General features: G+C 39.0%; 26 protein-coding genes. All 26 read left to right on the forward strand.

From position 1 onward, the window contains the following. Positions 1–52 precede the first annotated feature (52 nt). The gene (locus SCI76_RS14680; RefSeq protein ID WP_028411979.1) at positions 53–613 is read left to right on the forward strand and encodes a manganese efflux pump MntP family protein; all 561 of its coding nucleotides are present in this window, start codon (positions 53–55) and stop codon (positions 611–613) included. A 231-nt stretch (positions 614–844) separates the two neighbouring features. Then, positions 845–1,273, forward strand: coding sequence for a low molecular weight protein arginine phosphatase (locus SCI76_RS14685; RefSeq protein ID WP_028411980.1), 429 nt, complete (start codon positions 845–847; stop codon positions 1,271–1,273). A gap of 79 nt (positions 1,274–1,352) precedes the next feature. Beyond that, entirely contained in the window at positions 1,353–1,814 is a 462-nt protein-coding gene (gene rpiB / locus SCI76_RS14690) for a ribose 5-phosphate isomerase B (protein WP_063248428.1), read from the forward strand. A 35-nt stretch (positions 1,815–1,849) separates the two neighbouring features. Further along, the gene (locus SCI76_RS14695) at positions 1,850–2,401 is read left to right on the forward strand and encodes a TIGR01440 family protein (RefSeq protein ID WP_028411982.1); all 552 of its coding nucleotides are present in this window, start codon (positions 1,850–1,852) and stop codon (positions 2,399–2,401) included. Positions 2,402–2,518: 117 nt separating this feature from the next. Beyond that, positions 2,519–3,763 (forward strand): serine hydroxymethyltransferase, encoded by a 1,245-nt coding sequence (glyA, locus tag SCI76_RS14700; protein WP_013059811.1) that lies wholly within the window; start codon positions 2,519–2,521, stop codon positions 3,761–3,763. Between the two features lie 213 nt (positions 3,764–3,976). After that, entirely contained in the window at positions 3,977–4,606 is a 630-nt protein-coding gene (gene upp, locus SCI76_RS14705) for a uracil phosphoribosyltransferase (RefSeq protein ID WP_013059810.1), read from the forward strand. Between the two features lie 22 nt (positions 4,607–4,628). Then, the gene (gene wecB, locus SCI76_RS14710; RefSeq protein WP_063248427.1) at positions 4,629–5,780 is read left to right on the forward strand and encodes a non-hydrolyzing UDP-N-acetylglucosamine 2-epimerase; all 1,152 of its coding nucleotides are present in this window, start codon (positions 4,629–4,631) and stop codon (positions 5,778–5,780) included. A 67-nt stretch (positions 5,781–5,847) separates the two neighbouring features. After that, positions 5,848–8,040, forward strand: coding sequence for a S8 family serine peptidase (locus tag SCI76_RS14715; protein ID WP_028411984.1), 2,193 nt, complete (start codon positions 5,848–5,850; stop codon positions 8,038–8,040). Between the two features lie 297 nt (positions 8,041–8,337). Beyond that, a complete protein-coding gene (locus SCI76_RS14720; protein WP_013085464.1) occupies positions 8,338–8,559 on the forward strand; it encodes an AtpZ/AtpI family protein in 222 nt (73 codons plus the stop codon). Between the two features lie 6 nt (positions 8,560–8,565). Continuing rightward, positions 8,566–8,937, forward strand: coding sequence for an ATP synthase subunit I (locus SCI76_RS14725; RefSeq protein WP_013059806.1), 372 nt, complete (start codon positions 8,566–8,568; stop codon positions 8,935–8,937). A gap of 18 nt (positions 8,938–8,955) precedes the next feature. Continuing rightward, positions 8,956–9,666: a F0F1 ATP synthase subunit A gene (atpB, locus tag SCI76_RS14730; protein ID WP_013059805.1), complete on the forward strand. Its 711-nt coding sequence runs from the start codon at positions 8,956–8,958 to the stop codon at positions 9,664–9,666. Between the two features lie 90 nt (positions 9,667–9,756). Further along, the gene (gene atpE, locus SCI76_RS14735; RefSeq protein WP_013059804.1) at positions 9,757–9,969 is read left to right on the forward strand and encodes a F0F1 ATP synthase subunit C; all 213 of its coding nucleotides are present in this window, start codon (positions 9,757–9,759) and stop codon (positions 9,967–9,969) included. A 102-nt stretch (positions 9,970–10,071) separates the two neighbouring features. Beyond that, a complete protein-coding gene (locus SCI76_RS14740) occupies positions 10,072–10,590 on the forward strand; it encodes a F0F1 ATP synthase subunit B (RefSeq protein ID WP_013085463.1) in 519 nt (172 codons plus the stop codon). Next, positions 10,587–11,132 (forward strand): F0F1 ATP synthase subunit delta, encoded by a 546-nt coding sequence (locus tag SCI76_RS14745; RefSeq protein WP_028411987.1) that lies wholly within the window; start codon positions 10,587–10,589, stop codon positions 11,130–11,132. The genes SCI76_RS14740 and SCI76_RS14745 overlap by 4 nt, the downstream gene beginning before the upstream one ends. Positions 11,133–11,147: 15 nt before the next feature. Continuing rightward, positions 11,148–12,656: a F0F1 ATP synthase subunit alpha gene (gene atpA, locus SCI76_RS14750; RefSeq protein WP_013085461.1), complete on the forward strand. Its 1,509-nt coding sequence runs from the start codon at positions 11,148–11,150 to the stop codon at positions 12,654–12,656. 105 nt (positions 12,657–12,761) lie between these two features. Further along, the gene (locus tag SCI76_RS14755) at positions 12,762–13,619 is read left to right on the forward strand and encodes a F0F1 ATP synthase subunit gamma (RefSeq protein ID WP_013059800.1); all 858 of its coding nucleotides are present in this window, start codon (positions 12,762–12,764) and stop codon (positions 13,617–13,619) included. A 36-nt stretch (positions 13,620–13,655) separates the two neighbouring features. Further along, a complete protein-coding gene (atpD, locus tag SCI76_RS14760; protein WP_013059799.1) occupies positions 13,656–15,077 on the forward strand; it encodes a F0F1 ATP synthase subunit beta in 1,422 nt (473 codons plus the stop codon). Between the two features lie 26 nt (positions 15,078–15,103). Then, positions 15,104–15,508, forward strand: a complete 405-nt coding sequence (locus tag SCI76_RS14765) for a F0F1 ATP synthase subunit epsilon (protein WP_028411988.1) — start codon at positions 15,104–15,106, stop codon at positions 15,506–15,508. A gap of 274 nt (positions 15,509–15,782) precedes the next feature. Continuing rightward, positions 15,783–16,019 carry a DUF1146 family protein gene (locus SCI76_RS14770; protein ID WP_013059797.1) on the forward strand — a complete coding sequence of 79 codons (237 nt, stop codon included), beginning with the start codon at positions 15,783–15,785 and terminating at the stop codon, positions 16,017–16,019. A gap of 160 nt (positions 16,020–16,179) precedes the next feature. Further along, complete coding sequence (locus SCI76_RS14775; protein ID WP_028411989.1) at positions 16,180–16,920, forward strand: YwmB family TATA-box binding protein; 741 nt, start codon at positions 16,180–16,182, stop codon at positions 16,918–16,920. A gap of 31 nt (positions 16,921–16,951) precedes the next feature. Beyond that, a complete protein-coding gene (murA, locus tag SCI76_RS14780) occupies positions 16,952–18,256 on the forward strand; it encodes a UDP-N-acetylglucosamine 1-carboxyvinyltransferase (protein ID WP_028411990.1) in 1,305 nt (434 codons plus the stop codon). A 161-nt stretch (positions 18,257–18,417) separates the two neighbouring features. Further along, positions 18,418–19,440 carry a stage II sporulation protein D gene (spoIID, locus tag SCI76_RS14785; protein WP_028411991.1) on the forward strand — a complete coding sequence of 341 codons (1,023 nt, stop codon included), beginning with the start codon at positions 18,418–18,420 and terminating at the stop codon, positions 19,438–19,440. A 161-nt stretch (positions 19,441–19,601) separates the two neighbouring features. Continuing rightward, positions 19,602–20,432, forward strand: a complete 831-nt coding sequence (locus tag SCI76_RS14790) for a M23 family metallopeptidase (protein WP_328179818.1) — start codon at positions 19,602–19,604, stop codon at positions 20,430–20,432. Positions 20,433–20,707: 275 nt separating this feature from the next. Continuing rightward, positions 20,708–20,971, forward strand: a complete 264-nt coding sequence (spoIIID, locus tag SCI76_RS14795; protein WP_013059792.1) for a sporulation transcriptional regulator SpoIIID — start codon at positions 20,708–20,710, stop codon at positions 20,969–20,971. A 186-nt stretch (positions 20,972–21,157) separates the two neighbouring features. Continuing rightward, positions 21,158–22,159, forward strand: coding sequence for a rod shape-determining protein (locus tag SCI76_RS14800; protein ID WP_013059791.1), 1,002 nt, complete (start codon positions 21,158–21,160; stop codon positions 22,157–22,159). 114 nt (positions 22,160–22,273) lie between these two features. Further along, positions 22,274–23,098, forward strand: a complete 825-nt coding sequence (locus SCI76_RS14805; RefSeq protein WP_328179817.1) for a flagellar hook-basal body protein — start codon at positions 22,274–22,276, stop codon at positions 23,096–23,098. The last annotated feature ends 17 nt before the right edge of the window (positions 23,099–23,115 follow it).

Consider the following 23,115-nt stretch of genomic DNA (forward strand, 5'->3'; position numbering starts at 1 on the left):
CCTTTTCGAATGTGCATATTTTGAAATAGGAGCACGTCCGAGGAGGGTAAAGATGAATGTATCTCAGTTAATTAGTGAAATGATCACGTTAGTCATTATGGCGTTTGCCTTAGGAATGGATGCTTTCTCAGTTGGTTTGGGAATGGGGTTAATTCGTTTACGCTTTCGCCAAATTTTCTACATTGGTGTTGTTATCGGTATATTTCATATTTGGATGCCGCTATTGGGCATGTTTATTGGACGACTTTTGTCTGATAAACTTGGAATGTTTGCTACCTATGGCGGTGGAATTTTATTGCTGATTCTTGGGGCGCAGATGATTTATTCCTCCTTTAAGCATGACGATACGCCGTTTATCAAACCAGTTGGCTTTGGACTATTATTTTTTGCGCTCAGCGTGAGTCTAGATAGTTTTTCTGTTGGACTTAGCTTAGGTATTTTTGGGGCAAGAACGTTTTTGACCATTATTGTTTTTGGCGTAGTGAGTATGCTATTAACTTGGTTAGGACTGTTGCTTGGCAGAAGAGTACAAGGCTGGCTTGGTTCATATAGTGAGGCACTGGGCGGGAGCATTTTATTAGCTTTTGGCATCAAATTGCTATTACCTTTTTAACTATATATAAATAGGTAAAGGATCATGACCATGCAGGTTATGGTCTTTTTTTGCTTCTTTTAAATTACAGCAATAAAAAAAGGAAAGCGAAGGTGTTTTTTTCAAGATAAATAAAGAGATCATGGATAAAAAACACCCAAAAAAGCTAACTGGATTTATGCAAGCAATAGAGATACAATAGGGTGGAATATCAACATAGTCGCACATAGTGAAAGCAAGGGAGGATGTATCTTGAAAAACATCTTATTTGTATGTACAGGAAACACGTGCCGCAGCCCTATGGCAGAAGCGTTGCTGAAAGCTAAAAAAATAGATGGAATAAACGTGAAGTCTGCAGGTGTATTCGCTTCAAATGGAAGTGAAGCTTCTGTTCATGCACAAGTTGCCCTTCAACAGAAAGGCATAGCTTGTTCTCATGCTTCGGCAGCATTAACGGAAGAACAATTGATGTGGGCTACTTATATTTTTACGATGACGGAGCAGCATAAAATGCTAATTTTGAACCAAGCTCCATACGTAAGTGATAAATTATTTACGCTAAAAGAATTTGCCGGCGAGCAAGGTGAAGTATCTGATCCGTTTGGCGGATCATTACAGACGTACGAACAGACTTTAGAAGAGTTAGAGCGTATGATTAACAAAATAGTCGACAAATTATAAAAGGTCCCATAAATTTTTGCAGACTTAAACTGAACAAAAATTAATAGAAGATGAAGGTATGTATGAGGAGGAAACAAAGATGAAAGTAGCTATTGCATCTGACCACGGCGGTATAAATTTACGACAGGAAATTATCTCTTTAATGGAAGAATTAAATATTGAATATGTGGATTTAGGGTGTGAATGCTCAGCATCTGTCGATTATCCGGATTATGCACTTCCCGTTGCTCAAAAAGTGGCGAGCCAAGAAGTAAGTCGAGGCATTCTTATTTGCGGAACAGGCATCGGTATGAGCATAGCAGCTAATAAAGTAAAGGGAGTTCGCTGCGCTCTAGTGCATGATACGTTTAGTGCAAAAGCCACAAGAGAACATAATGATAGCAACATTTTAGCAATGGGTGAACGCGTCATTGGGCCGGGACTTGCACGTGAAATTGCGAAAATTTGGTTAACGACAGAATTTGAAGGCGGGCGACATGAAAATCGCGTGAATAAAATTAAACAGTATGAGCAGCAAAGTGATGCAACAGTAACGGCATAATGTGAACGTATTCAATGGAAGAAAGGAAGAAAAACGTGTCTGAACTTACGAAATGGAAAGAGCAGTTGGAAACAGTTTTATCTGATTTTTCAGCACAAGTGCAGTTATCTTCAGAACATACACTTGTCATTGGATGCAGTACAAGCGAGGTAATTGGTGAAAAAATAGGAACCGCAGGCGCAATGGAAGTTGCAGAAATGATCTTTGATACACTAGCAGATTTTCGAAAAAAAACGGGTGTCCACTTAGCATTTCAATGCTGTGAACATCTTAATCGAGCACTGGTAGTAGAAAGAGAATTAGCTCGTAAAGAACGCTTAGAAATCGTTAGTGTTGTTCCTATTCATAAAGCAGGTGGAGCGATGGCTACACAGGCCTATGGCCAGCTTAAAGATCCTGTTTTAGTAGAGTTTATTAAAGCTGATGCTGGGATTGATATTGGAGATACATTCATTGGTATGCATTTAAAGCATGTCGCAGTACCCGTTCGTTGTACGTTGAACGCAGTTGGACACGCTCATGTTACTTTAGCAAAGACGCGTCCAAAACTAATCGGTGGAATGAGAGCGTTTTACGAACTTTCGTAATTAAATATATTAAAATAATACACATTTTTTCTTTTTTATTCTAAATAAATCATGTTACAATGTAGTTGAATTAACAAATAACGAACATTGCGAATACGAAACGAGGAGAGGATTTTGATGGAGAAACAACTAATGCAACAAGATCCAGCAGTTTATAATGCGATCAAGGATGAATTACAAAGACAACGTACTAAGATTGAGCTAATTGCTTCAGAAAACTTTGTAACAACAGCGGTAATGGAAGCACAAGGTTCAGTTTTAACAAATAAATATGCTGAAGGCTATCCAGCTAAACGTTACTACGGTGGTTGTGAACACGTGGATGTAGTAGAAGACTTAGCTCGTGATCGTGCAAAAGAAATTTTCGGAGCAGAGCACGTGAACGTTCAACCTCACTCAGGTGCACAAGCAAACATGGCTGTATACTTCACTGTTTTAGAGGCTGGAGACACAGTACTTGGTATGAATTTATCGCACGGCGGTCACTTAACGCACGGAAGTCCTGTTAACTTTAGTGGTGTTCAGTACAATTTCATCGAATATGGTGTAGATCGCGAAACACATCGCATTAACTACGATGACGTATTAGAAAAAGCTCGTACACACAAACCAAAATTAATTGTGGCTGGTGCAAGCGCATATCCACGCGCAATCGACTTCAAGCGTTTCCGTGAAATCGCTGATGAAGTAGGCGCTTATTTAATGGTAGACATGGCTCATATTGCTGGTCTAGTAGCTGCAGGACTTCATCAAAATCCTGTGCCACATGCTCATTTCGTTACAACTACAACACATAAAACACTACGCGGGCCACGCGGCGGTATGATTTTATGTAAAGAAGAATTTGCGAAAAAGATTGATAAGTCGATCTTCCCTGGTATTCAAGGTGGTCCATTGATGCACGTTATCGCTGCAAAAGCAGTAGCATTTGGTGAAGCATTACAAGATGAGTTTAAGCACTATGCTCAAAATATCATCGACAATGCTAATCGTTTAGCAGAAGGATTAAAGAAAGAAGGATTTGCTCTTGTATCTGAAGGAACAGACAATCACCTTGTGTTAATCGACGTAAGCTCAATGAATTTGACAGGTAAAGTAGCTGAAAAAGCGCTTGATGATGTAGGTATTACAACAAACAAAAATACAATTCCTTATGATGAGCAAAGCCCATTTGTAACAAGCGGTATCCGTATTGGTACAGCTGCGGTTACAACTCGCGGATTTGGCTTAGAAGAGATGGATGAAATTGCTTCTATCATCGGATTAACGCTTAAAAATATTGAAGATGAAGAAAAGTTAGCTGAAGCTAAAACACGCGTTGAAGCTTTAACAAGCAAGTTTGAAATGTATAAATCACTTTAAGAGAGACAGGCCTTTGTGCCTGTTTTTTTATGGAGAAAGTGGTAGCAATCCAATCATTTTTTGAATAATGCTTGAACTCAAAAACTTTTTTCTGTAAAATGAATGCAATGTATAAATTTAATTAGCAAGAGATATGTTTTTACTAGTACGTACCATTCAATTCGTTGAATGGTATTTTAATGTGTACATCTTTATATATAAGGAGAGATATCAATGGGCAAAGTATACGTATTTGATCACCCGCTTATTCAACACAAATTAACTTACATACGCGATGTAAAAACGGGAACGAAAGAGTTTCGTGAATTAGTTGATGAAGTGGCAAGCTTAATGGCTTTTGAAGCAACACGTGATTTACCGCTAGAAGATGTTGAAATTGAAACACCGGTTTGCAAAACAAAGTCAAAAGTTATTGCAGGGAAAAAGCTTGGTATCGTTCCAATTCTTCGTGCTGGTATCGGCATGGTAGATGGATTTTTAAAACTAATGCCAGCTGCTAAAGTTGGACACGTTGGCTTATATCGTGATCCAGAAACATTACAGCCTGTTGAATATTATGTAAAGCTACCTAATGATGTAGAAGAGCGTGACTTTATTGTAGTAGATCCTATGCTTGCAACAGGAGGGTCAGCTGTAGAAGCAATCAACTCTCTGAAAAAAAGAGGCGCTAAAAACATTAAATTTATGTGTTTAATTGCTGCTCCTGAAGGCGTGGAAATTGTAAAAGAAGCACACCCTGACGTAGATATTTACATTGCAGCATTAGATGAAAAATTAAATGACCATGGATATATTGTTCCAGGTTTAGGTGATGCAGGGGATCGTTTATTCGGTACAAAATAATTTGTAGATTTGGGTGATGAACATGAAGCAGCCAATTAAAGTAATGACGATATTCGGGACAAGACCAGAAGCAATTAAAATGGCTCCTCTAGTATTAGAGCTTAAAAAGCGACCAGAAGAGTTCGAAGCAATTGTTACAGTAACGGCTCAGCACCGTGAAATGTTAGACCAAGTATTGAGCATCTTTGACATTCAGCCTGACTATGACCTGAACATTATGAAGGATCGCCAAACCCTTATGGACGTAACGACCAGAGGATTACAAGGCTTGGACGACGTAATGAAAAAAGTAAAGCCGGACATGGTACTTGTACACGGTGATACAACTACGACGTTTATTGCTGGGCTAGCAGCTTTTTATAATCAGATTCAGGTCGGGCATGTTGAAGCAGGTTTGCGCACATGGAATAAATATTCTCCATACCCGGAAGAAATGAACCGTCAGCTTACAGGTGTTCTCGCTGATTTGCACTTTGCTCCAACAGATAAGTCTGCAGCTAATTTGCAAGCAGAGAACAAAAAAGAAGAGCGAATCTTTGTGACTGGAAATACAGCTATCGATGCGTTAAAAACAACAGTAAAAGAGACATATGAGCATGAAGTGTTAACGAAATTGGGAGATGATCGTCTTATTTTGTTAACGGCACATCGCCGCGAAAATTTAGGCGAACCAATGAAAAATATGTTCCGTGCTGTTAAGCGTATTGTAGATGAACATGAAGATGTGCAAGTTGTGTATCCTGTTCATTTGAATCCAGTAGTTAGAGAAACAGCAAACGATATCTTAGGAAATGACCCGCGCATTCATTTAATTGAACCGTTAGATGTAATTGACTTCCATAACTTCGCTGAGCGCGCTCATATTATTTTGACAGATTCGGGCGGTGTTCAAGAAGAAGCTCCTTCATTAGGCGTACCTGTATTGGTACTTCGCGATACAACAGAGCGCCCGGAAGGAATTGAAGCAGGAACGCTCAAACTAGCAGGCACGGAAGAAGAAACGATTTATACGCTAGCAAAAGAGCTGTTAATAGATGAAGGCGTATATAAGCAAATGTCACAAGCATCGAATCCTTACGGAGACGGCTTAGCTTCTAAACGCATTTGTGATGCTATTAGCTACTATTTCAACCGCCGTGAAAACAGACCGGAAGCTTTTAATCCGCTTTCGTAAGATTTCTAAACACCTTTCACATGAAAAGCGTCTCTTTGAGACACGATAGTGTGAGAGGTGTTTTTTTATGTGGATTAAATGGTTAATGATTAGCTTTATATTGGGGAGTGGGGGAGGGCAAATGTCGCTCAATCCGACATTTCCTTCTATAAAACAAGAAATGAATCATCAGGAAAAATCAATCATTGTGATGATTAAAAAAGAAAAATTCACGAAATTTAAAAGTCAGCTACAAAAAAATTATCCTAATATAAAGATTAAGAGCGAATTTCACACGGTGTTTACAGGACTTTCATTAAACGGCTCCATCTCTGATTTGGAAAAACTATCTCAGAATCCATCTATTATTAGTTCACATTCTATTAAAAACTATCAGGTTACAGAAGAAAATAGCGTAACGTTCATTGGCTCAGAACAGGTAAGAGGCTTGTTTGATACTCACAATCAGCGCTTAACAGGAAAAGGGATCAAAGTAGGCGTTATCGATACGGGGGTTGATTATTCTCATCCTGATTTAAAACAAACCTACAGAGGGGGTTACGATGTAATAGATGAAGATTATGAGCCGATGGAAACCACTCGTGAGCAAGGAGAACCGACTCTGCACGGTACTCATGTAGCTGGTATTATTGCAGCGAATGGGAATATTACAGGCGTAGCACCCCAAGCGGAAATCTATGCATACCGAGCTCTTGGACCTGGAGGAGCTGGAACGTCTGAAAGTGTTATTCTAGCTATTGAAAAAGCAATTCAAGATGATGTAGATATTATTAATTTATCATTAGGAAATGATGTGAATGGCCCTGATTTACCAACAAGCTTAGCGTTAGATCGAGCTGTTGAAAAAGGAATTGTAACGGTTACATCTAGCGGCAATTCAGGTCCAGGTTTATGGACGGTGGGCTCTCCGGGTACAGCGGGAAAAGCTATTTCCGTTGGCGCTTCTGTTTCTCCGACAACAGTTCAATTTCTAACAATTGGATTTAACAAAGAAAAAATTATGATGGCGCCAGTAGAAGGGTCTCGTCCATGGACGTTTAATCAAACGCTGCGTGTAATAAATGAAGAAGATTCCAAAGAGCAAAAGCATGCGTCGGGTAACGTCATTTTGCTAAAAGCAGAAGGAAATGCGGTTCAAAAAAAGATTAAACAAGCTGAACAGGCGGGAGCAAAAGCGGTTATTTTATATAGCCCGACAGAAAAAAGCATAGTCAGTAAACTAAAAGAGTCAGTAAATATTCCCGTGATATGGGTAAGTAAAAAAAGCGGTGACACCATTACCCAACACATTCAGTCTCAACAACCGTACTTACGCACTGGCCAGCAAGTGGTGCAAGACTTGCTCACATCTTTCAGTTCAAGAGGGCCTGTAACGACTACTTGGGGAATCAAACCAGACGTCGTCGCACCAGGTTACTTCATTAATAGTACAGTTCCTGGAGGATATGAACGCATGCATGGCACAAGTATGGCTGCGCCCCATGTAGCTGGAGCGTGTGCGCTGATTTTACAAGCTCACCCGAACTGGTCTCCTGAACAAGTCAAAGCTTCATTGATGAACACCAGTAAAGTAATGCAGCAGCTAAACGGTCAAACGTATCGCGTATATGAACAAGGAGCGGGAAGAATTCAAATAGCAAAAGCCGTCACAGCAGAATCTTTGTTTTATCCATCTTCTTTATCTTTTGGTATTTTTACGCGTCCATCAAAGAAAGTTTTATCTTTTAAAATTGATAACCAGTCTGATAAAGCAAAAACGTATCGCTTAAACGTTCCAAAAAGGGATGAAGGAGTGAACTGGGATGTTCCATTACCCGTCACGGTGCCACCCCGTCAGACAAAAGAGATAGCTGTCACTTTATCGGTGCAGCCCCGTTTTAAAAATAAAGGTATATATGACGGATATTTGGAAATAAATGATTCACGTGAAACATTTTCGCTTCCCTATATGTACATGATTAGCATTCCAGATTATCCTCGTGTCATGGGATTGCAAGTAGCAGCGGAAAAAGAGAAAAATACGTATAGCTATGAACTGTTTTTGCCTGAAGGAGCAGATCAGTTAGGCGTCGCTCTTTTTGATAAGCAGTCTTTACAGTTTGTATCGTATTTAGATGTTGACGTGGATGTAGAAAGAGGCATGAGAAAACGAAAAATAACGATTGATGAATCGCTTGTACCAGGAGTGTACCAAATATTTGCATTTGTGAAAAAGCATAGACAAGAGCAGGTTGTACACAGTACAATAACGATTGAATGAACCTCTTTAAATGTTTTCATTTGAAGAGGTTTTATGTGTGGCAGAAATGTGAACAATAAGAAGAGATTGTGAAGTTTTTAGCTTAAACACATTGACATTAAATATACGCTATTGTATGCTTACAGGGAATATAAATGATAAGGTTTTCAACCTGTGAAAACCGTTGATATTTCTGCGTATTTTATTAGCTGTTTTTACCTTTTTTAGCAATTTTTTTTGCCTTTCTATCATATATTGAGCTATGAAAACGATAGAGAATTCGGAAAAAAGAAAATTTTGCAAAAGGGGTATGAGCTTATGAAAGATCGCAACCGTCATCCTTTGCAAGCGATGGCATTAGTGTCAATCATTCTATCACAGTTAGCAGGTTCAGTCTTAATTGGCTTATTCTCTGGAAGATGGGCTGATCAATGGCTTGACACCGAACCACTATTTTTGATTTTAGGCCTTCTTTCAGGGCTAGCAGCAGGTGTTTTTATGATGCTGCGGACAGTCCACCATTTTTTTTCAGGAGATTAATAATTCATGCAGGATTTGCAGCACGTTTTTCCAAGACTTCGTTCATACATATTGTATTTGTTAGCATTATACGTTCTCGGCTGGGGATTTACAAGTTATAAGGCTGTTTTTGCAGGTTTAATTTTAGGAACCGCCCTGAGTTTGTATAATTTGTGGAACTTAGTAAGAAAGTTTGAGCAGTTTGGACAGGCGTTGGATGAGGGGAAAAAGCCCCGTTCAATTGGGACTGTTGTAAGATTTGCAACAGCTGCTCTCGCAGTTGTGATTACCATCTCTTATCCAAAAACCTTTCATATTATTAGTGTAGTTGTGGGATTAATGACGTATTATGTTGTCATTATCATAGATTTAGTTGTTCAAAATATGCGTAGAAGATAGAAAGAGAGGTGAACACAGTTGGGTCATGAATCACCAACTATAGAGTTTCTAGGCCTTACTTTTAGTCAAAGTAACTTGCTTATGGTTACCGTAGCTTCTGTTATTGTATTCTTAATTGCAGTTTTATGTACTCGTACTCTTGCTATGAAGCCAAGCGGTGCACAAAACTTTATTGAATGGGTCTTAGATTTTGTCAAAGGACTCGTTAATAGCAATATGGATTGGAAAACAGGTGGCCGCTTTTTGACGCTAGGTGTAACTTTACTTATGTACATTTTTGTGTCAAATATGTTGGGTCTTCCATTCGCCATCGTGATTGACCATAACTTATGGTGGAAATCGCCAACCGCTGATCCAGCAATTACGCTGACGTTAGCCGTTATGGTAGTTGTACTATCACATTATTATGGTATTAAAATGCGAGGTTTCTCTGCATACACGAAAGATTACTTCAAGCCAATGGCATTTTTATTCCCGCTTAAGATTATCGAGGAGTTTGCCAATACGTTAACGCTTGGCCTTCGTCTTTACGGTAATATTTATGCTGGGGAAATTTTGTTAAGCTTGCTAGCTGGTTTAGCAACAACAGGCTTCCTAGGTACAATTGGAGCTGCTATCCCAATGCTTTTATGGCAAGGATTCAGTATTTTTGTAGGCGCAATTCAGGCCTTCATTTTCACAATGTTAACGATGGTTTATTTATCTCACAAAGTGAGTAGCGACCATTAATTTATAAAGCTTTGTTCAAGTAATACCCAATTTGGACAAAACAAAACTTAGTTAAACAAAATCATATATATTAAGGGAGGACTTTATAAAATGGGTTTAATAGCATCTGCAATTGCGATTGGTTTAGCGGCACTAGGTGCTGGTATTGGTAACGGTCTTATCGTTTCTAAGACGATTGAAGGCACAGCTCGCCAACCAGAAGCACGTGGTACATTAACTTCAATGATGTTCGTTGGGGTTGCCTTAGTTGAGGCGCTTCCAATTATCGCCGTAGTTATTGCATTCATGGTACAAGGTAAATAATAATGTGTTACATGTGGCGAAGATCATTCAAAAGAACCTTCGCCATTACTTTATGTCTTTAAGAAGTAAATTATATATGTGGAGTCTCTGAAGGGAGTGAACATGGCCGTGTCGAACATGTTTGTGTTAGGAGCAGCAGGCATTAATGGTGGAGATATTCTTTTCCAATTAGTGATGTTCCTTATCCTACTTGCGTTACTTCAAAAATTCGCGTTTGGTCCTGTAATGGGAATCATGAAAAAACGTGAAGAGCATATTGCCGGTGAGATTGATGAAGCAGAAAAGCAAAATGAGGAAGCGAAGAAGCTTGTTGAAGAGCAGCGTGAAATCTTAAAGCAATCTCGTCAAGAAGTGCAAGTAATGATGGAAAACGCTAGAAAGTCTGCAGAAGATAAAAAAGAAGAAATCATTGCAGCAGCACGCGAAGAGTCTGAGCGTCTAAAAGCTGCAGCAAAACAAGAAATCGAACAGCAAAAAGATCAAGCAGTTGCTGCGTTACGTGAGCAAGTTGCTTCATTATCTGTTTTAATTGCGTCGAAAGTTATTGAAAAAGAACTTTCTGAACAAGATCAAGAGAAGTTAATTCATGAATATATCCAAGAAGTAGGGGATGTACGATGAGTCAACCAGCTGTAGCCAAGCGCTATGCACTAGCTCTTTTTCAATTAGCAACAGAAAAACAGATGATCGATGAAATGCAAGACCAGCTACAAATCGTTGAAGAGGTGTTTGCTAAAACACCTGAATTAATGGATGTATTAACTCATCCAAAAATTACAATTGAGCGAAAAAAACAGTTTGTAAGTGAGGCATTTGCTGAACTTTCACCAACTGTTCAACATACGGTTCTTCTATTATTAGAGCGTCACCGCATTCAAATTGTTAGCCAAATGGTGCAAGAGTATCGTTTCCTAGCGAACGAAGTACGTGGCGTGGCAGACGCAACTGTTTATTCTGTCAAACCTTTAAGCGCAGATGAGAAACGAGCAATCTCGCAATCATTTGCTTCAAAAGTTGGAAAACATACGTTAAATATTTCAAATGTAGTAGATAAAAGCCTAATCGGCGGCGTGAAGCTTCGCATTGGTAATCGTATCTATGATGGCAGCATTAGCAGCAAATTAGAAACGATCCACCGAGGACTTCTTGCACACAGATCGTAGATAGGGGTGAAATTCATGAGCATCAAAGCTGAAGAAATTAGTGCGCTGATCAAGCAGCAAATTGAAAACTATCAGTCTGAGATTAAAGTGAGTGATGTAGGTACTGTTATCCAAGTTGGGGATGGTATCGCACGTGCTCATGGCCTCGACAATGTCATGGCTGGAGAACTGGTTGAATTTTCAAATGGTGTCATGGGAATGGCACAAAACTTAGAAGAAAACAATGTAGGTATCATTATTTTAGGACCATATACAGAAATTCGTGAAGGTGACGAAGTTCGCCGTACAGGACGCATCATGGAAGTTCCAGTAGGAGAGCAGTTAATCGGTCGTGTTGTTAACTCATTAGGTCAGCCAGTAGACGGCTTAGGCCCGGTAGAAACAACAAAAACACGTCCAATTGAAGGTGCTGCACCTGGCGTTATGGATCGTAAATCAGTACATGAGCCGCTTCAAACAGGTATCAAGGCGATTGACGCACTTGTGCCGATCGGCCGTGGACAGCGTGAGTTAATTATCGGTGACCGTCAAACGGGTAAAACATCGGTAGCAATCGATACAATCTTAAACCAAAAAGATCAAGATATGGTATGTATCTATGTAGCGATTGGCCAAAAAGAATCAACAGTTCGTAACGTAGTAGAGACATTACGTAAACACGGTGCTCTAGATTACACAATCGTTGTAACAGCATCAGCTTCACAACCAGCTCCACTATTATTCTTAGCACCATACGCTGGAGTAACAATGGGTGAAGAGTTTATGTATAACGGTAAGCACGTACTTGTTATTTACGATGACTTAACAAAACAAGCATCAGCTTATCGTGAACTTTCATTACTATTACGCCGTCCTCCAGGTCGTGAAGCGTACCCAGGGGATGTATTCTATCTGCACTCTCGTTTATTAGAGCGTGCGGCAAAGTTATCGGACGCAAAAGGTGGAGGTTCATTAACAGCTCTTCCATTTATTGAAACGCAAGCAGGAGACGTATCTGCTTATATCCCAACGAACGTAATTTCGATTACAGACGGACAAATTTTCTTACAGTCAGATCTATTCTTCTCAGGCGTACGTCCTGCGATTAATGCTGGTCTTTCTGTATCACGTGTAGGGGGATCTGCACAAATTAAAGCGATGAAAAAGGTAGCAGGTACACTGCGTCTAGACCTTGCATCTTATCGTGAGCTTGAATCGTTTGCTCAGTTCGGTTCTGATCTTGACCAAGCAACTCAAGCAAAATTAAATCGAGGAGCGCGTACAGTTGAAATCTTAAAACAAGGTTTACACAAACCGCTTCGCGTAGAAAAACAAGTAGCTGTGCTTTACGCATTAACAAAAGGCTTCTTAGATGATGTTCCAGTATCAGATATTACACGCTTTGAAGACGAGTACTTAACATGGTTAGAATCAAACCGTAAAGAAGTACTTGAATCAATCCGTACAACTGGTGGCCTTCCTGAAGCTGGCGTATTCGAATCAGCACTTGAAGAATTCAAGAAAACATTTATTGCATCTGAATAATATATTGTCAGCATGGTATGTTAAGACAATCTTTCAATAAGGTGAAGGTGAACAAATGTTCACCTTTCATACCACGTGATCTTCTAAAACAAGGTGGTGAAACCTTTGGCATCATTACGTGATATACAAACTCGAATCACATCGACGAAAAAAACGAGCCAGATTACGAAAGCAATGGAAATGGTTTCAGCTGCAAAGCTGAATAGAGCGGAACAAAATGCAAAATCGTTTGTTCCATATATGGAAAAAATTCAAGAGGTAGTCTCAAGTGTAGCCCTAGGCAGCAGAGGCGCTTCACATCCAATGTTAACTGCGCGCAGCGTGAAGAAGACTGGTTATATCGTAATCACTTCAGATCGCGGTCTAGCAGGAGCATATAACAGTAATATTTTGCGAAAAGTATCTCAAGCTATTGAAGAACGCCATCAATCACCTGATGAATACGGTGTGATTGCAATTGGACGAGTAGGGAGAGATTTCTTCGTAAAACGCGGTATTCCGGTTTTGCTTGAAATCACAGGCTTAGCAGATCAGCCAGCTTTTGCTGACATTCAAGGAATTGCTTCACAAACAGTTCAAATGTTTGCGGACGGTACGTTTGATGAACTTTACTTATACTACAATCACTTTATCAATACGATTTCACAAGAAGTGACGGAGAAGAAGCTATTGCCTCTAACAGATCTTCAACCTTCTGGTAAACTTGTTGGTTATGAATTTGAACCATCACAAGAAGAGATTTTAGAAGTATTACTTCCTCAGTATGCAGAGAGTTTAATTTACGGCGGCCTGCTTGATGGAAAAGCAAGTGAGCATGCTGCTCGTATGACAGCGATGAAAAGTGCAACAGACAATGCAAAAGATCTTATCAATAATCTTACATTGTCATATAACCGTGCACGTCAAGCGGCAATTACCCAGGAAATTACGGAAATTGTTGGCGGAGCGGCAGCGTTAGAATAGAAAGTTTAATGGAAAAGCAAGTTAGGAGGGAACACGATGACAAAAGGACGCGTTACTCAAATCATGGGTCCAGTTGTAGACGTAAAGTTTGACAACGGACACCTTCCGGCAATTTATAACGCCCTTAAAATTTCACATAAACCGAGCAGTGCAAGTGAAGTTGCAATCGAATTAACATTAGAAGTTGCGATTCACTTAGGTGATAACACAGTTCGTACAGTAGCAATGTCATCCACTGACGGCTTAGTTCGTGGATTAGAAGTAGAAGATACAGGTGCAGCAATCTCAGTACCAGTTGGTGACGTTACGTTAGGTCGTGTATTTAACGTATTAGGTGAAAAAATCGACTTAGACGCCCCAATCGATGCAGGTGCACGTCGTGATCCGATCCACCGTCAAGCACCAAAGTTCGAAAATCTATCTACACAAGCTGAAATTCTTGAAACAGGTATTAAAGTAGTAGACTTATTAGCTCCTTACATTAAAGGTGGAAAAATCGGTCTATTCGGTGGTGCCGGTGTAGGTAAAACAGTATTAATTCAAGAGTTAATCAATAACATTGCTCAAGAGCACGGCGGTATTTCGGTATTCGCTGGTGTAGGTGAGCGTACGCGTGAAGGTAATGACTTATACCATGAAATGACAGACTCTGGTGTTATTAAGAAGACGGCTATGGTATTTGGACAAATGAATGAGCCGCCTGGTGCACGTCAGCGTGTTGCATTAACAGGATTAACAATGGCAGAATACTTCCGTGACGAACAAGGTCAAGACGTATTATTCTTTATCGATAATATCTTCCGTTTCACACAAGCGGGTTCAGAAGTATCAGCATTACTTGGCCGTATGCCATCAGCAGTAGGTTATCAGCCAACATTAGCGACAGAAATGGGTCAGCTTCAAGAGCGTATCACGTCAACAAGCGTAGGTTCTGTAACATCGATTCAAGCGATTTACGTACCAGCCGATGACTATACGGATCCAGCTCCAGCGACAACATTTGCTCACTTAGATGCAACAACAAACTTAGAGCGTAAATTATCAGAGATGGGTATTTACCCTGCGGTAGATCCATTAGCATCTACATCTCGCGCTTTATCTCCTGAAATTGTTGGAGAAGAGCACTATGCAATTGCGCGTCAAGTTCAACAAACGTTACAGCGTTATAAAGAGTTACAAGATATCATTGCAATCCTAGGTATGGATGAGTTATCTGATGAAGATAAACTCGTTGTACAACGTGCTCGTCGCGTTCAATTCTTCTTGTCTCAAAACTTCCACGTAGCAGAACAATTTACAGGTCAAAAAGGTTCTTATGTTCCTGTAAAAGAAACTGTTAAAGGATTTAAAGAGATCTTGGAAGGTAAATACGATCATTTACCTGAAGATGCGTTCCGTTTAGTTGGTCGCATTGAAGAAGTTATTGAAAATGCGAAACGTATGGGAGTAGAAGTTTAATTTAAGGGACATAGGAGGTTTTTTAAATGAAGACAATCCATGTCAGTGTAGTGACTCCTGATGGCCCAGTTTACGAATCAGAAGTGGAAATGGTAAGTACCCGAGCACAGAGCGGTGAGCTTGGTATTTTACATGGCCATATTCCGATGGTTGCTCCTTTACAAATTGGAGCCGTCCGCTTGAAGAAAGCAAGCAGTACAGAACTTGTGGCTGTTAGCGGAGGATTTCTTGAAGTAAGACCTGACAAAGTAACAATTCTTGCACAGGCTGCTGAAACAGCTGAAGCGATTGACGTAGCTCGTGCAGAAGAAGCGAAAAAGCGCGCTGAAATGCGCCTTGATAGCAAACAAGACGACGTTGATGTTAAGCGTGCTGAAATTGCCTTAAAACGGGCAGTCAATCGTTTAGATATTAGTCAACGTAAGTTCTAAAAAAAGCCCTCTCAAACGAATGAGAGGGCTTTTTTGCTCTATTATATAAAAGAGGAAGAGCAAATAGCATTCGTCTATGATTATATATTCTATTTAACTAAGCGTATCCGTCTTCTTTATTTTTCTTAATAATGGAAAAGGATCTTAAAATAGGGAATAAAATAAATGTTTTTCATGTTACCGTTTACGAATTTGCATAAGTGTGCTTTAATATGAAAAGAAGAGACGATGATCGTCTCTTCTTTTCATATGGTGTTTAAAAGGAGTGCTTTTATTGTTTGGAGGAATTGAGCAGCAAACGTTACTAACCATGATTTCACATTTGATTTTTATTGTGATTACTTGGTATGCTTTGCAAGGCTTTCAAATTGAAAAGCTGATGAAACCTAATCATGTGTTTCAAGCAAAATTAATGCTTATTTTATTGACCATTACGATTTCATCAACAGTAAGTAATTTCTTTTTGGATTATTTATTTTGGTCACAGCGCATTCCCTCATTTTTTCAATGATTGGCAGGCTATGAGTCTATGATAAAATAGACGTTCATTCGTTGAAGATATACGAATTTATACGCTAATGTATGTCGCTATGTCTAAATATGACGACCCTTTTCATGTATGTATCATCGCCTTCTGGAAAGACTGATGAGTACGGAGAGGGAGTGGCAAAATGTTTAAAAAAATTAGTGTCTTTTTGGCTATTTTCATTACTGGCTTATTCGTATATCATGGAAGTTATGTGAGCAATGCCCAAAACAATGAAACTACTATTGAGAAGATTGTTCACACCTTAAATAAGCAGCATGTTTCGTTAACTGAAGTATCGTTGTATGCAAGAGAAGAAGTAAAAGCTGTTACTGACCAAAAAACCTTTTATTCGCAAGCTGAAAGTATTAAAAGTAATTTTAGAGGTTTTAAATGGGAAGTGAAGAGGGAAAGAGACCTATGGAAAGCAATAGGTACACGCAAAAGTGAAGATGTGAACGAAGTCATTCTGTTAACTTATGCGATCGATGAACACAGCAATGCGTACATATCGTATCATGTAACGGGACAAGGTTTAAAAGAAAAAAATATGACCCATTTTCAAAATGTATTTCAGACAAATTATGAAAAAATTTTCCTGTCAGAACCCATAATTTTCTCTTGTGCAACAGGGGAAATCAATGATAAGATGGAAAGTGTTTTGTCTGTTGAAATTCAAGACCTATTACGAGCTTTCAATGCTAAACCAGTGGAATCTCTAGTGGAAGAGTCATTTACCTCTGTTTCAGCATATACTGGACTGTGGAAAGAAGCTCTTCAAACGAAAAAGCAGGAAATGAACTTACAAATTGCATTACGCAAGACAAGAATGGGCGGTCAAACAACCATAGTTGTTGGCACACCTATCATTACGTCTGAATATTAATATAGAGAAAATGGACGCGGAGGGGAATACCTTGGAAAAAATCATCGTCCGCGGTGGAAATAGATTAAGCGGTACAGTTAAAGTTGAAGGAGCAAAAAACGCCGTTTTACCTATTATCACTGCAACCTTATTAGCTAGTGAAGGAAAAACAATTCTAAATGATGTACCAGCTCTCTCCGATGTATTTACGATTGGCGAAGTTTTAAGACATCTGAATGCAGAAGTAGATTTTGAAACAAATCGTGTAGTTGTAGATGCATCAAGAGAGTTAAAAACAGATGCACCTTTTGAATATGTAAGAAAAATGCGCGCTTCAGTACTTGTAATGGGTCCTTTATTGGCGCGTATGGGTGAGGCTCGTGTAGCTTTACCTGGTGGATGTGCGATTGGATCAAGACCGATTGATCAGCACCTTAAAGGCTTTGAAGCAATGGGTGCTAAAGTTCAAGTAGGAAATGGTTTTATTGATGCAAAAGTTGAAGGAAGACTAAAAGGTGCTAAAATTTATTTAGACTTCCCAAGTGTAGGTGCCACAGAAAATATTATGATGGCAGCAGCATTAGCGGAAGGCACTACAATTATGGAAAACGTAGCAAAAGAACCTGAAATTGTCGACTTAGCAAACTTCTTAAACGCAATGGGCGCTAAAGTTCGCGGTGCAGGAACTGGTACGATCCGTATTGAAGGTGTTAATAAATTATATGGTGCAGAACATGCAATTATTCCAGATCGTATCGAAGCTGGAACATTCATGGTAGCAGCAGCTATTACAGGTGGAAACGTACTTGTACGCGGTGCAGTAGCAGAGCACATCAGTTCACTTGTTGCTAAAATGGAAGAAATGGGTGTTGAAATTACTGAAGAAGGCGACGGCTTACGTGTTGTAGGACCTGAAAAGCTAAAATCAGTAGATATTAAAACAATGCCTCATCCAGGGTTCCCTACGGATATGCAATCTCAAATGATGGCATTATTATTAGCAGCAGAAGGCACAAGTATGATTACAGAAACAGTTTTTGAAAACCGCTTTATGCACGTAGAAGAGTTTCGCCGCATGAACGCTGATATTAAAATTGAAGGACGCTCTGTTATTATTAACGGACCTTCTCAACTACAAGGCGCTGAAGTAGCAGCAACAGATCTTCGTGCAGCAGCAGCGTTAACATTAGCAGGACTTGTAGCAGACGGTTATACGCGTGTAACGGAATTAAAACACCTTGATCGTGGTTATGTAAATTTCCACAATAAATTAGCCGCTTTAGGCGCTGATATTGAACGTGTAAATGACGAAACAAAGCAGGTAGAACAAACTCAACAGGCTTCAGACGTCAAGTAAATATGTCATAAAAAAGCATCTCATAGCGAGATGCTTTTTTTGTCGTTGGACGACCCTTATGGCCGGTTTGCTGTCATAAAAGGTTGTCCACCTCCATACATATGGAATATAGGGATATAGGTGTTCCTTGTCAAAATAATAGATATGGAGGCTAGGCGTTCATGAAACAAGCAAAGCCAATCGTCGTACTAGGAGTCATCTTTTTTTTCGTTGTGTTACTCATCCCAACACTTCTCGTTGTTCCTTTTACTGAAAAGACAGATGGAAAGCTACATGAAAATGTCAAACAGACCCCAAAAACCGAAAAACTACAAAAAGTGACAGCGTCTCCTCTTGATGTCAGTGTTTATCGTACGGAAACGAAAAAAGTAGAAAAACTGCCGCTCGAAGACTATCTTGTAGGGGTAGTAGCAGCTGAAATGCCTGCTACTTTTGAACTTGAAGCACTTAAGGCTCAAAGTTTGGCAGCCAGAACCTATATTGTGCAAACTATGATGAATGGAAATAGTCATCTTCCCCAAGGAGCGGATGTGACTGATACCGTAGAGTACCAAGTATATTTAAATAAAGATGAGCTAAGAAGCCGATGGAACAAAGACTATGATTGGAAAATCAAAAAAATTCAAGAAGCAGTGAAGGACACCCAAGGTCAAATTCTTACGTATAAAAATAAGCCAATTAATGCTACGTTCTTTTCTACCAGCAATGGTTACACTGAAAATTCAGAAGCGTATTGGAAGAATTCCATTCCTTATCTAAAAAGTGTAGCTAGTCCATGGGATAAAAAGTCTCCTGAATTTACAAATCAGAAAGTAATGTCTGTTGCTAGCTTTGAACAGAGGCTTGGAGTGAAATTAACAAACAGTGGATCAGTAGGTGAAATCGTCTCTAGAACGCCGGGGCAGCGCGTAGATTACGTAAAGATAAACGGTAAAGAACTGTCGGGAAAAGATGTTCGGGAAAAACTGGATTTATCGTCAGCCGACTTTCATTGGACAAAAAAAGGGAATGAAATTATCATCAATACAAAAGGATATGGACATGGTATTGGGATGAGTCAGTACGGAGCAAATGGTATGGCACTGGAAGGAAAAACGTATAAAGATATTGTTACTCATTATTATACAGGTGTTGCAATTACTCCTAACGATCAGTTTGTTGCACAATTGACAGCTAAACGCTAATTCAACGACCCTTATAGCAGGGTCTTTTTTATGTTTTTCACTTTTTTTAAATAAAATGTATATTTTAGATTCATCTGTTGAAAAATAATCGAAAAAAATTTTTTATCGCTGTGTATATATTCATTCAATTGTGTTCAGACTGATTGCTGAGGTGATGATATATGAGAGAGGAAGAAAAGAAACGTACTTCTCCAAAATCGAAAGTTCAAAAATTAGTTAGAAAGCGTTGGGTGTTCCCGGCTATCTATTTAGCGAGTGCAGCAATTATTCTTACAGCAGTCCTTTGGTTTCAAGCTAATGGAAATGATATTAGCAAAGAAGACAAAAGCGGCTATAGCCAAGACGGTACGGCTTATCGAGACGACGCTGTAGAGGTAAATGCTTCGCTTGAAAATTTAAAAATGCCAGTTGCTAGTGAAGCATCAGCTATCGTGAAAAAGCCTTTCTACGACGATCAAGCATCTGAAAAACAACAAGAAGAAGCACTAGTTTTCTACAACAATACGTATCATCCAAACACAGGTGTTGACTTAGCTGTTAAGGGAGATAAATCATTTGATGTTGTAGCAGCAGCTAGCGGTACAGTAACAAAAGCAACAAAAGATCCTTTACTAGGTTATGTAGTAGAAATTGATCACAAAGATGGTTTAGTAACACAGTATCAATCTCTTGAGAAAGCTGATGTAGAAGTAGGAGATATTGTTAAACAAGGCCAAACGATCGCAAAAGCTGGAAAAAGCTTATATAATCAAGAAGCAAAAACACATGTGCACTTTGAAGTTCGTAAAGATGGTGTAGCAATTAATCCAAGCAGTTATTTTGGAAAATCGGTTAGTTCTATCAAAGAAGTCAAAGCAGCTGAAGTGACAGAACCAAAAGACGACTCTTCTTCTGAAGAATCAAAGGACAGCGAAAAATCATCTGATGAAAAGAGTAAAGAAGATAAAGATTCAAAACAACCTTCAACAGATACGTCTAAACCAAATGCATAAAGCAAGACCATAAATACGAAAAGAAGCTGGATAAAACCGAGCTTCTTTTTTTATGAATTTTTCTAAAATGAGATGCATTATGTTAAAAAAGTAAATAAAAAACACTAAATTTTCAAAAAAATATAAGAAATCACTTGTCCTTACTGACTTTTCTAGCATATATCTGCACACAAGCTAATAAACTGTTACAAACCTATAAAGAGAATGTTAGAAAAGGGATAATATATACATTCCCTTGGATACTTCTCATATCCAATTTGGGGAGGGCGAGTAGTGTGCACGATTACATCAAAGAGAGAACTATCAAGATTGGAAAGTATATTGTAGAAACAAAGAAAACAGTTCGTGTAATTGCGAAAGAATTTGGCGTTTCGAAAAGTACTGTCCATAAAGATTTAACAGAGCGTCTACCAGAAATAAATCCTGAGTTAGCAAATGAAGTAAAAGAAATTCTTGATTACCATAAATCTATTCGGCATTTGCGTGGAGGAGAAGCAACAAAATTAAAGTACAAAAAAGAAGAAGAAACTGTAAAGTAAAAGAATGCCCGATATTGCCTTTTTTATAGAGGTAGTATAGGGCATTTTAATTTTTGGATAAAATAGGTATATAATAAATATTTTTGCTAATAACAACATACATATACAAATTGTGATAAAATAGTAAATTAGGAAAAAAGAATGGTTATCATGCAAAGATATGTAAATAGAAGGAGGATTTAAGGTATGTTAGCAAAAGACATTGGTATCGATTTAGGTACAGCTAACGTCTTAATTCACGTTAAAGGCAAAGGAATTGTGTTAAATGAACCGTCTGTTGTGGCGATTGATAAAAATACAAATAGAGTGCTAGCAGTAGGGGAAGAAGCGAGACGTATGGTAGGAAGAACGCCCAGTAATATTATTGCCATTCGTCCATTAAAAGATGGCGTTATCGCTGACTTCGAAATTACCGAGTCTATGCTCAAACACTTTATTAATAAATTAAATGTAAAAGGTTTTTTATCCAAGCCTCGTATTTTAATTTGTTGTCCAACAAATATTACCTCTGTTGAACAAAAAGCAATTCGCGAAGCTGCTGAAAAAAGCGGTGGAAAAACCATTTATTTGGAAGAAGAACCAAAAGTCGCGGCTATTGGCGCTGGAATGGATATCTTTCAGCCGAGCGGAAACATGGTCGTAGATATTGGTGGAGGTACAACCGATGTGGCTGTCCTTTCAATGGGCGATATTGTAACAGCAGCTTCTATTAAGATGGCTGGTGATCGTTTTGATGCCGAAATTTTGCAGTACATTAAGCAAAAATATAAGCTCTTAATTGGAGAGCGTACAGCAGAAGAAATTAAAGTGAAAATTGGCACAGTGTTTCCTAAAGCTCGTAACGAAGAGCTGGACATTCGAGGGCGAGACATGGTTTCAGGCTTACCTCGTACGGTTACTGTTTATTCTGAGGAAGTAGAGGAGGCACTTAGAGAGTCTGTCAGCGTCATTGTACAAGCTTCGAAAAGTGTATTAGAGCGTACACCTCCCGAACTTTCTGCCGATATTATAGACAGAGGCGTTATTTTAACTGGCGGTGGAGCATTGCTTCACGGTATGGATCAGCTGTTAGCGGAAGAATTAAAGGTGCCTGTGCTAATTGCAGAAAATCCAATGGGTTGTGTAGCTGTTGGAACAGGTATTATGCTTGATAATATTGATAAACTATCTCGTCGCAATATTGTTTAAATAAATGAAGACTCCTCTATTGGCTCGTTTCATACAGAGGAGTCTCTTCTTTTATTTATTATACTCTGTCAGCCGGCTATAACGAACAACGTTTACTTGTAAGGAGGATGAAGTATGTTTAAAGGGTTTTACACGGCAGCAGCGGGTATGCTGTCTCAGCAGCGTCAAACTGACTTATTAACGAATAACATAGCAAATGCTAATACGCCAGGATTTAAAGCAGATCAAGGTACGTTAAAGGCATTTCCTGATATGTTACTGCAGCGAATGGAATCTGAAGAATTACCCACTGACCGTAGCATCTCTGTTCAGAACAAAAAAGACATAGGTACAATTAATACGGGTGTGTATATGCAAGAAACAGTTCCAAATTTTACACAAGGCGATCTTCAGCAAACGTCTCAATCAACTGATATTGCATTGATGGAGCAAAATATGCCTACAAAAGAGGGCGGCCTATTTTTTGTGGTACAAAGCCCTAATAATACGCCTCAATATACAAGAAACAATAATTTTACATTAGATCAAGAAGGGTTTTTAACTACGTCTACCGGAGCTTATGTATTAAATACAAATAATCAGCCAATTCAACTGAAAAGTGAAAACTTTACAGTTGATTCACAGGGTAACGTAACGGAAAATAATCAGCAGATTGCACAAATCGGTATTGCTTATTCTAGTGATTTACAAACGATTAAAAAGGCAGGGAATGGATTATATGAAACGTTGAACAATCAGCCCTTGCCTTCAGCAAGAAATAATCCAGGCATTTCTTATCAGTTAAAGCAAGGATTTGTTGAACGTTCCAATGTAGATGCTGCTCAAAGTATGACGGATTTACTAACAGCTTACAGAGCTTTTGAAGCAAATCAAAAAATAATGCAAGCTTACGATAGAAGCATGGATAAAGCGGCAAATGAAATTGGACGTGTGCGCTAAAAGCAACAGGGGAGATG

Source organism: Priestia sp. HNGD-A6 (assembly GCF_045784335.1).
Classification (GTDB): domain Bacteria; phylum Bacillota; class Bacilli; order Bacillales; family Bacillaceae_H; genus Priestia; species Priestia zanthoxyli.

Excerpts from the sequence above, each read along its gene's own strand:
- SCI76_RS14680 (WP_028411979.1), top strand. The coding sequence starts at position 53 with ATGAATGTATCTCAGTTAATTAGTGAAATGATCACGTTAGTCATTATG.
- SCI76_RS14715 (WP_028411984.1), top strand. The coding sequence starts at position 5,848 with ATGTGGATTAAATGGTTAATGATTAGCTTTATATTGGGGAGTGGGGGA.
- SCI76_RS14775 (WP_028411989.1), top strand. The coding sequence starts at position 16,180 with ATGTTTAAAAAAATTAGTGTCTTTTTGGCTATTTTCATTACTGGCTTA.
- SCI76_RS14725 (WP_013059806.1), top strand. The coding sequence starts at position 8,566 with ATGCAGGATTTGCAGCACGTTTTTCCAAGACTTCGTTCATACATATTG.
- atpA (WP_013085461.1), top strand. The coding sequence starts at position 11,148 with ATGAGCATCAAAGCTGAAGAAATTAGTGCGCTGATCAAGCAGCAAATT.
- SCI76_RS14805 (WP_328179817.1), top strand. The coding sequence starts at position 22,274 with ATGTTTAAAGGGTTTTACACGGCAGCAGCGGGTATGCTGTCTCAGCAG.
- spoIID (WP_028411991.1), top strand. The coding sequence starts at position 18,418 with ATGAAACAAGCAAAGCCAATCGTCGTACTAGGAGTCATCTTTTTTTTC.
- SCI76_RS14720 (WP_013085464.1), top strand. The coding sequence starts at position 8,338 with ATGAAAGATCGCAACCGTCATCCTTTGCAAGCGATGGCATTAGTGTCA.
- atpD (WP_013059799.1), top strand. The coding sequence starts at position 13,656 with ATGACAAAAGGACGCGTTACTCAAATCATGGGTCCAGTTGTAGACGTA.
- rpiB (WP_063248428.1), top strand. The coding sequence starts at position 1,353 with ATGAAAGTAGCTATTGCATCTGACCACGGCGGTATAAATTTACGACAG.
- glyA (WP_013059811.1), top strand. The coding sequence starts at position 2,519 with ATGGAGAAACAACTAATGCAACAAGATCCAGCAGTTTATAATGCGATC.
- atpE (WP_013059804.1), top strand. The coding sequence starts at position 9,757 with ATGGGTTTAATAGCATCTGCAATTGCGATTGGTTTAGCGGCACTAGGT.
- SCI76_RS14790 (WP_328179818.1), top strand. The coding sequence starts at position 19,602 with ATGAGAGAGGAAGAAAAGAAACGTACTTCTCCAAAATCGAAAGTTCAA.
- wecB (WP_063248427.1), top strand. The coding sequence starts at position 4,629 with ATGAAGCAGCCAATTAAAGTAATGACGATATTCGGGACAAGACCAGAA.
- SCI76_RS14765 (WP_028411988.1), top strand. The coding sequence starts at position 15,104 with ATGAAGACAATCCATGTCAGTGTAGTGACTCCTGATGGCCCAGTTTAC.
- SCI76_RS14745 (WP_028411987.1), top strand. The coding sequence starts at position 10,587 with ATGAGTCAACCAGCTGTAGCCAAGCGCTATGCACTAGCTCTTTTTCAA.
- upp (WP_013059810.1), top strand. The coding sequence starts at position 3,977 with ATGGGCAAAGTATACGTATTTGATCACCCGCTTATTCAACACAAATTA.
- SCI76_RS14800 (WP_013059791.1), top strand. The coding sequence starts at position 21,158 with ATGTTAGCAAAAGACATTGGTATCGATTTAGGTACAGCTAACGTCTTA.
- SCI76_RS14740 (WP_013085463.1), top strand. The coding sequence starts at position 10,072 with ATGGCCGTGTCGAACATGTTTGTGTTAGGAGCAGCAGGCATTAATGGT.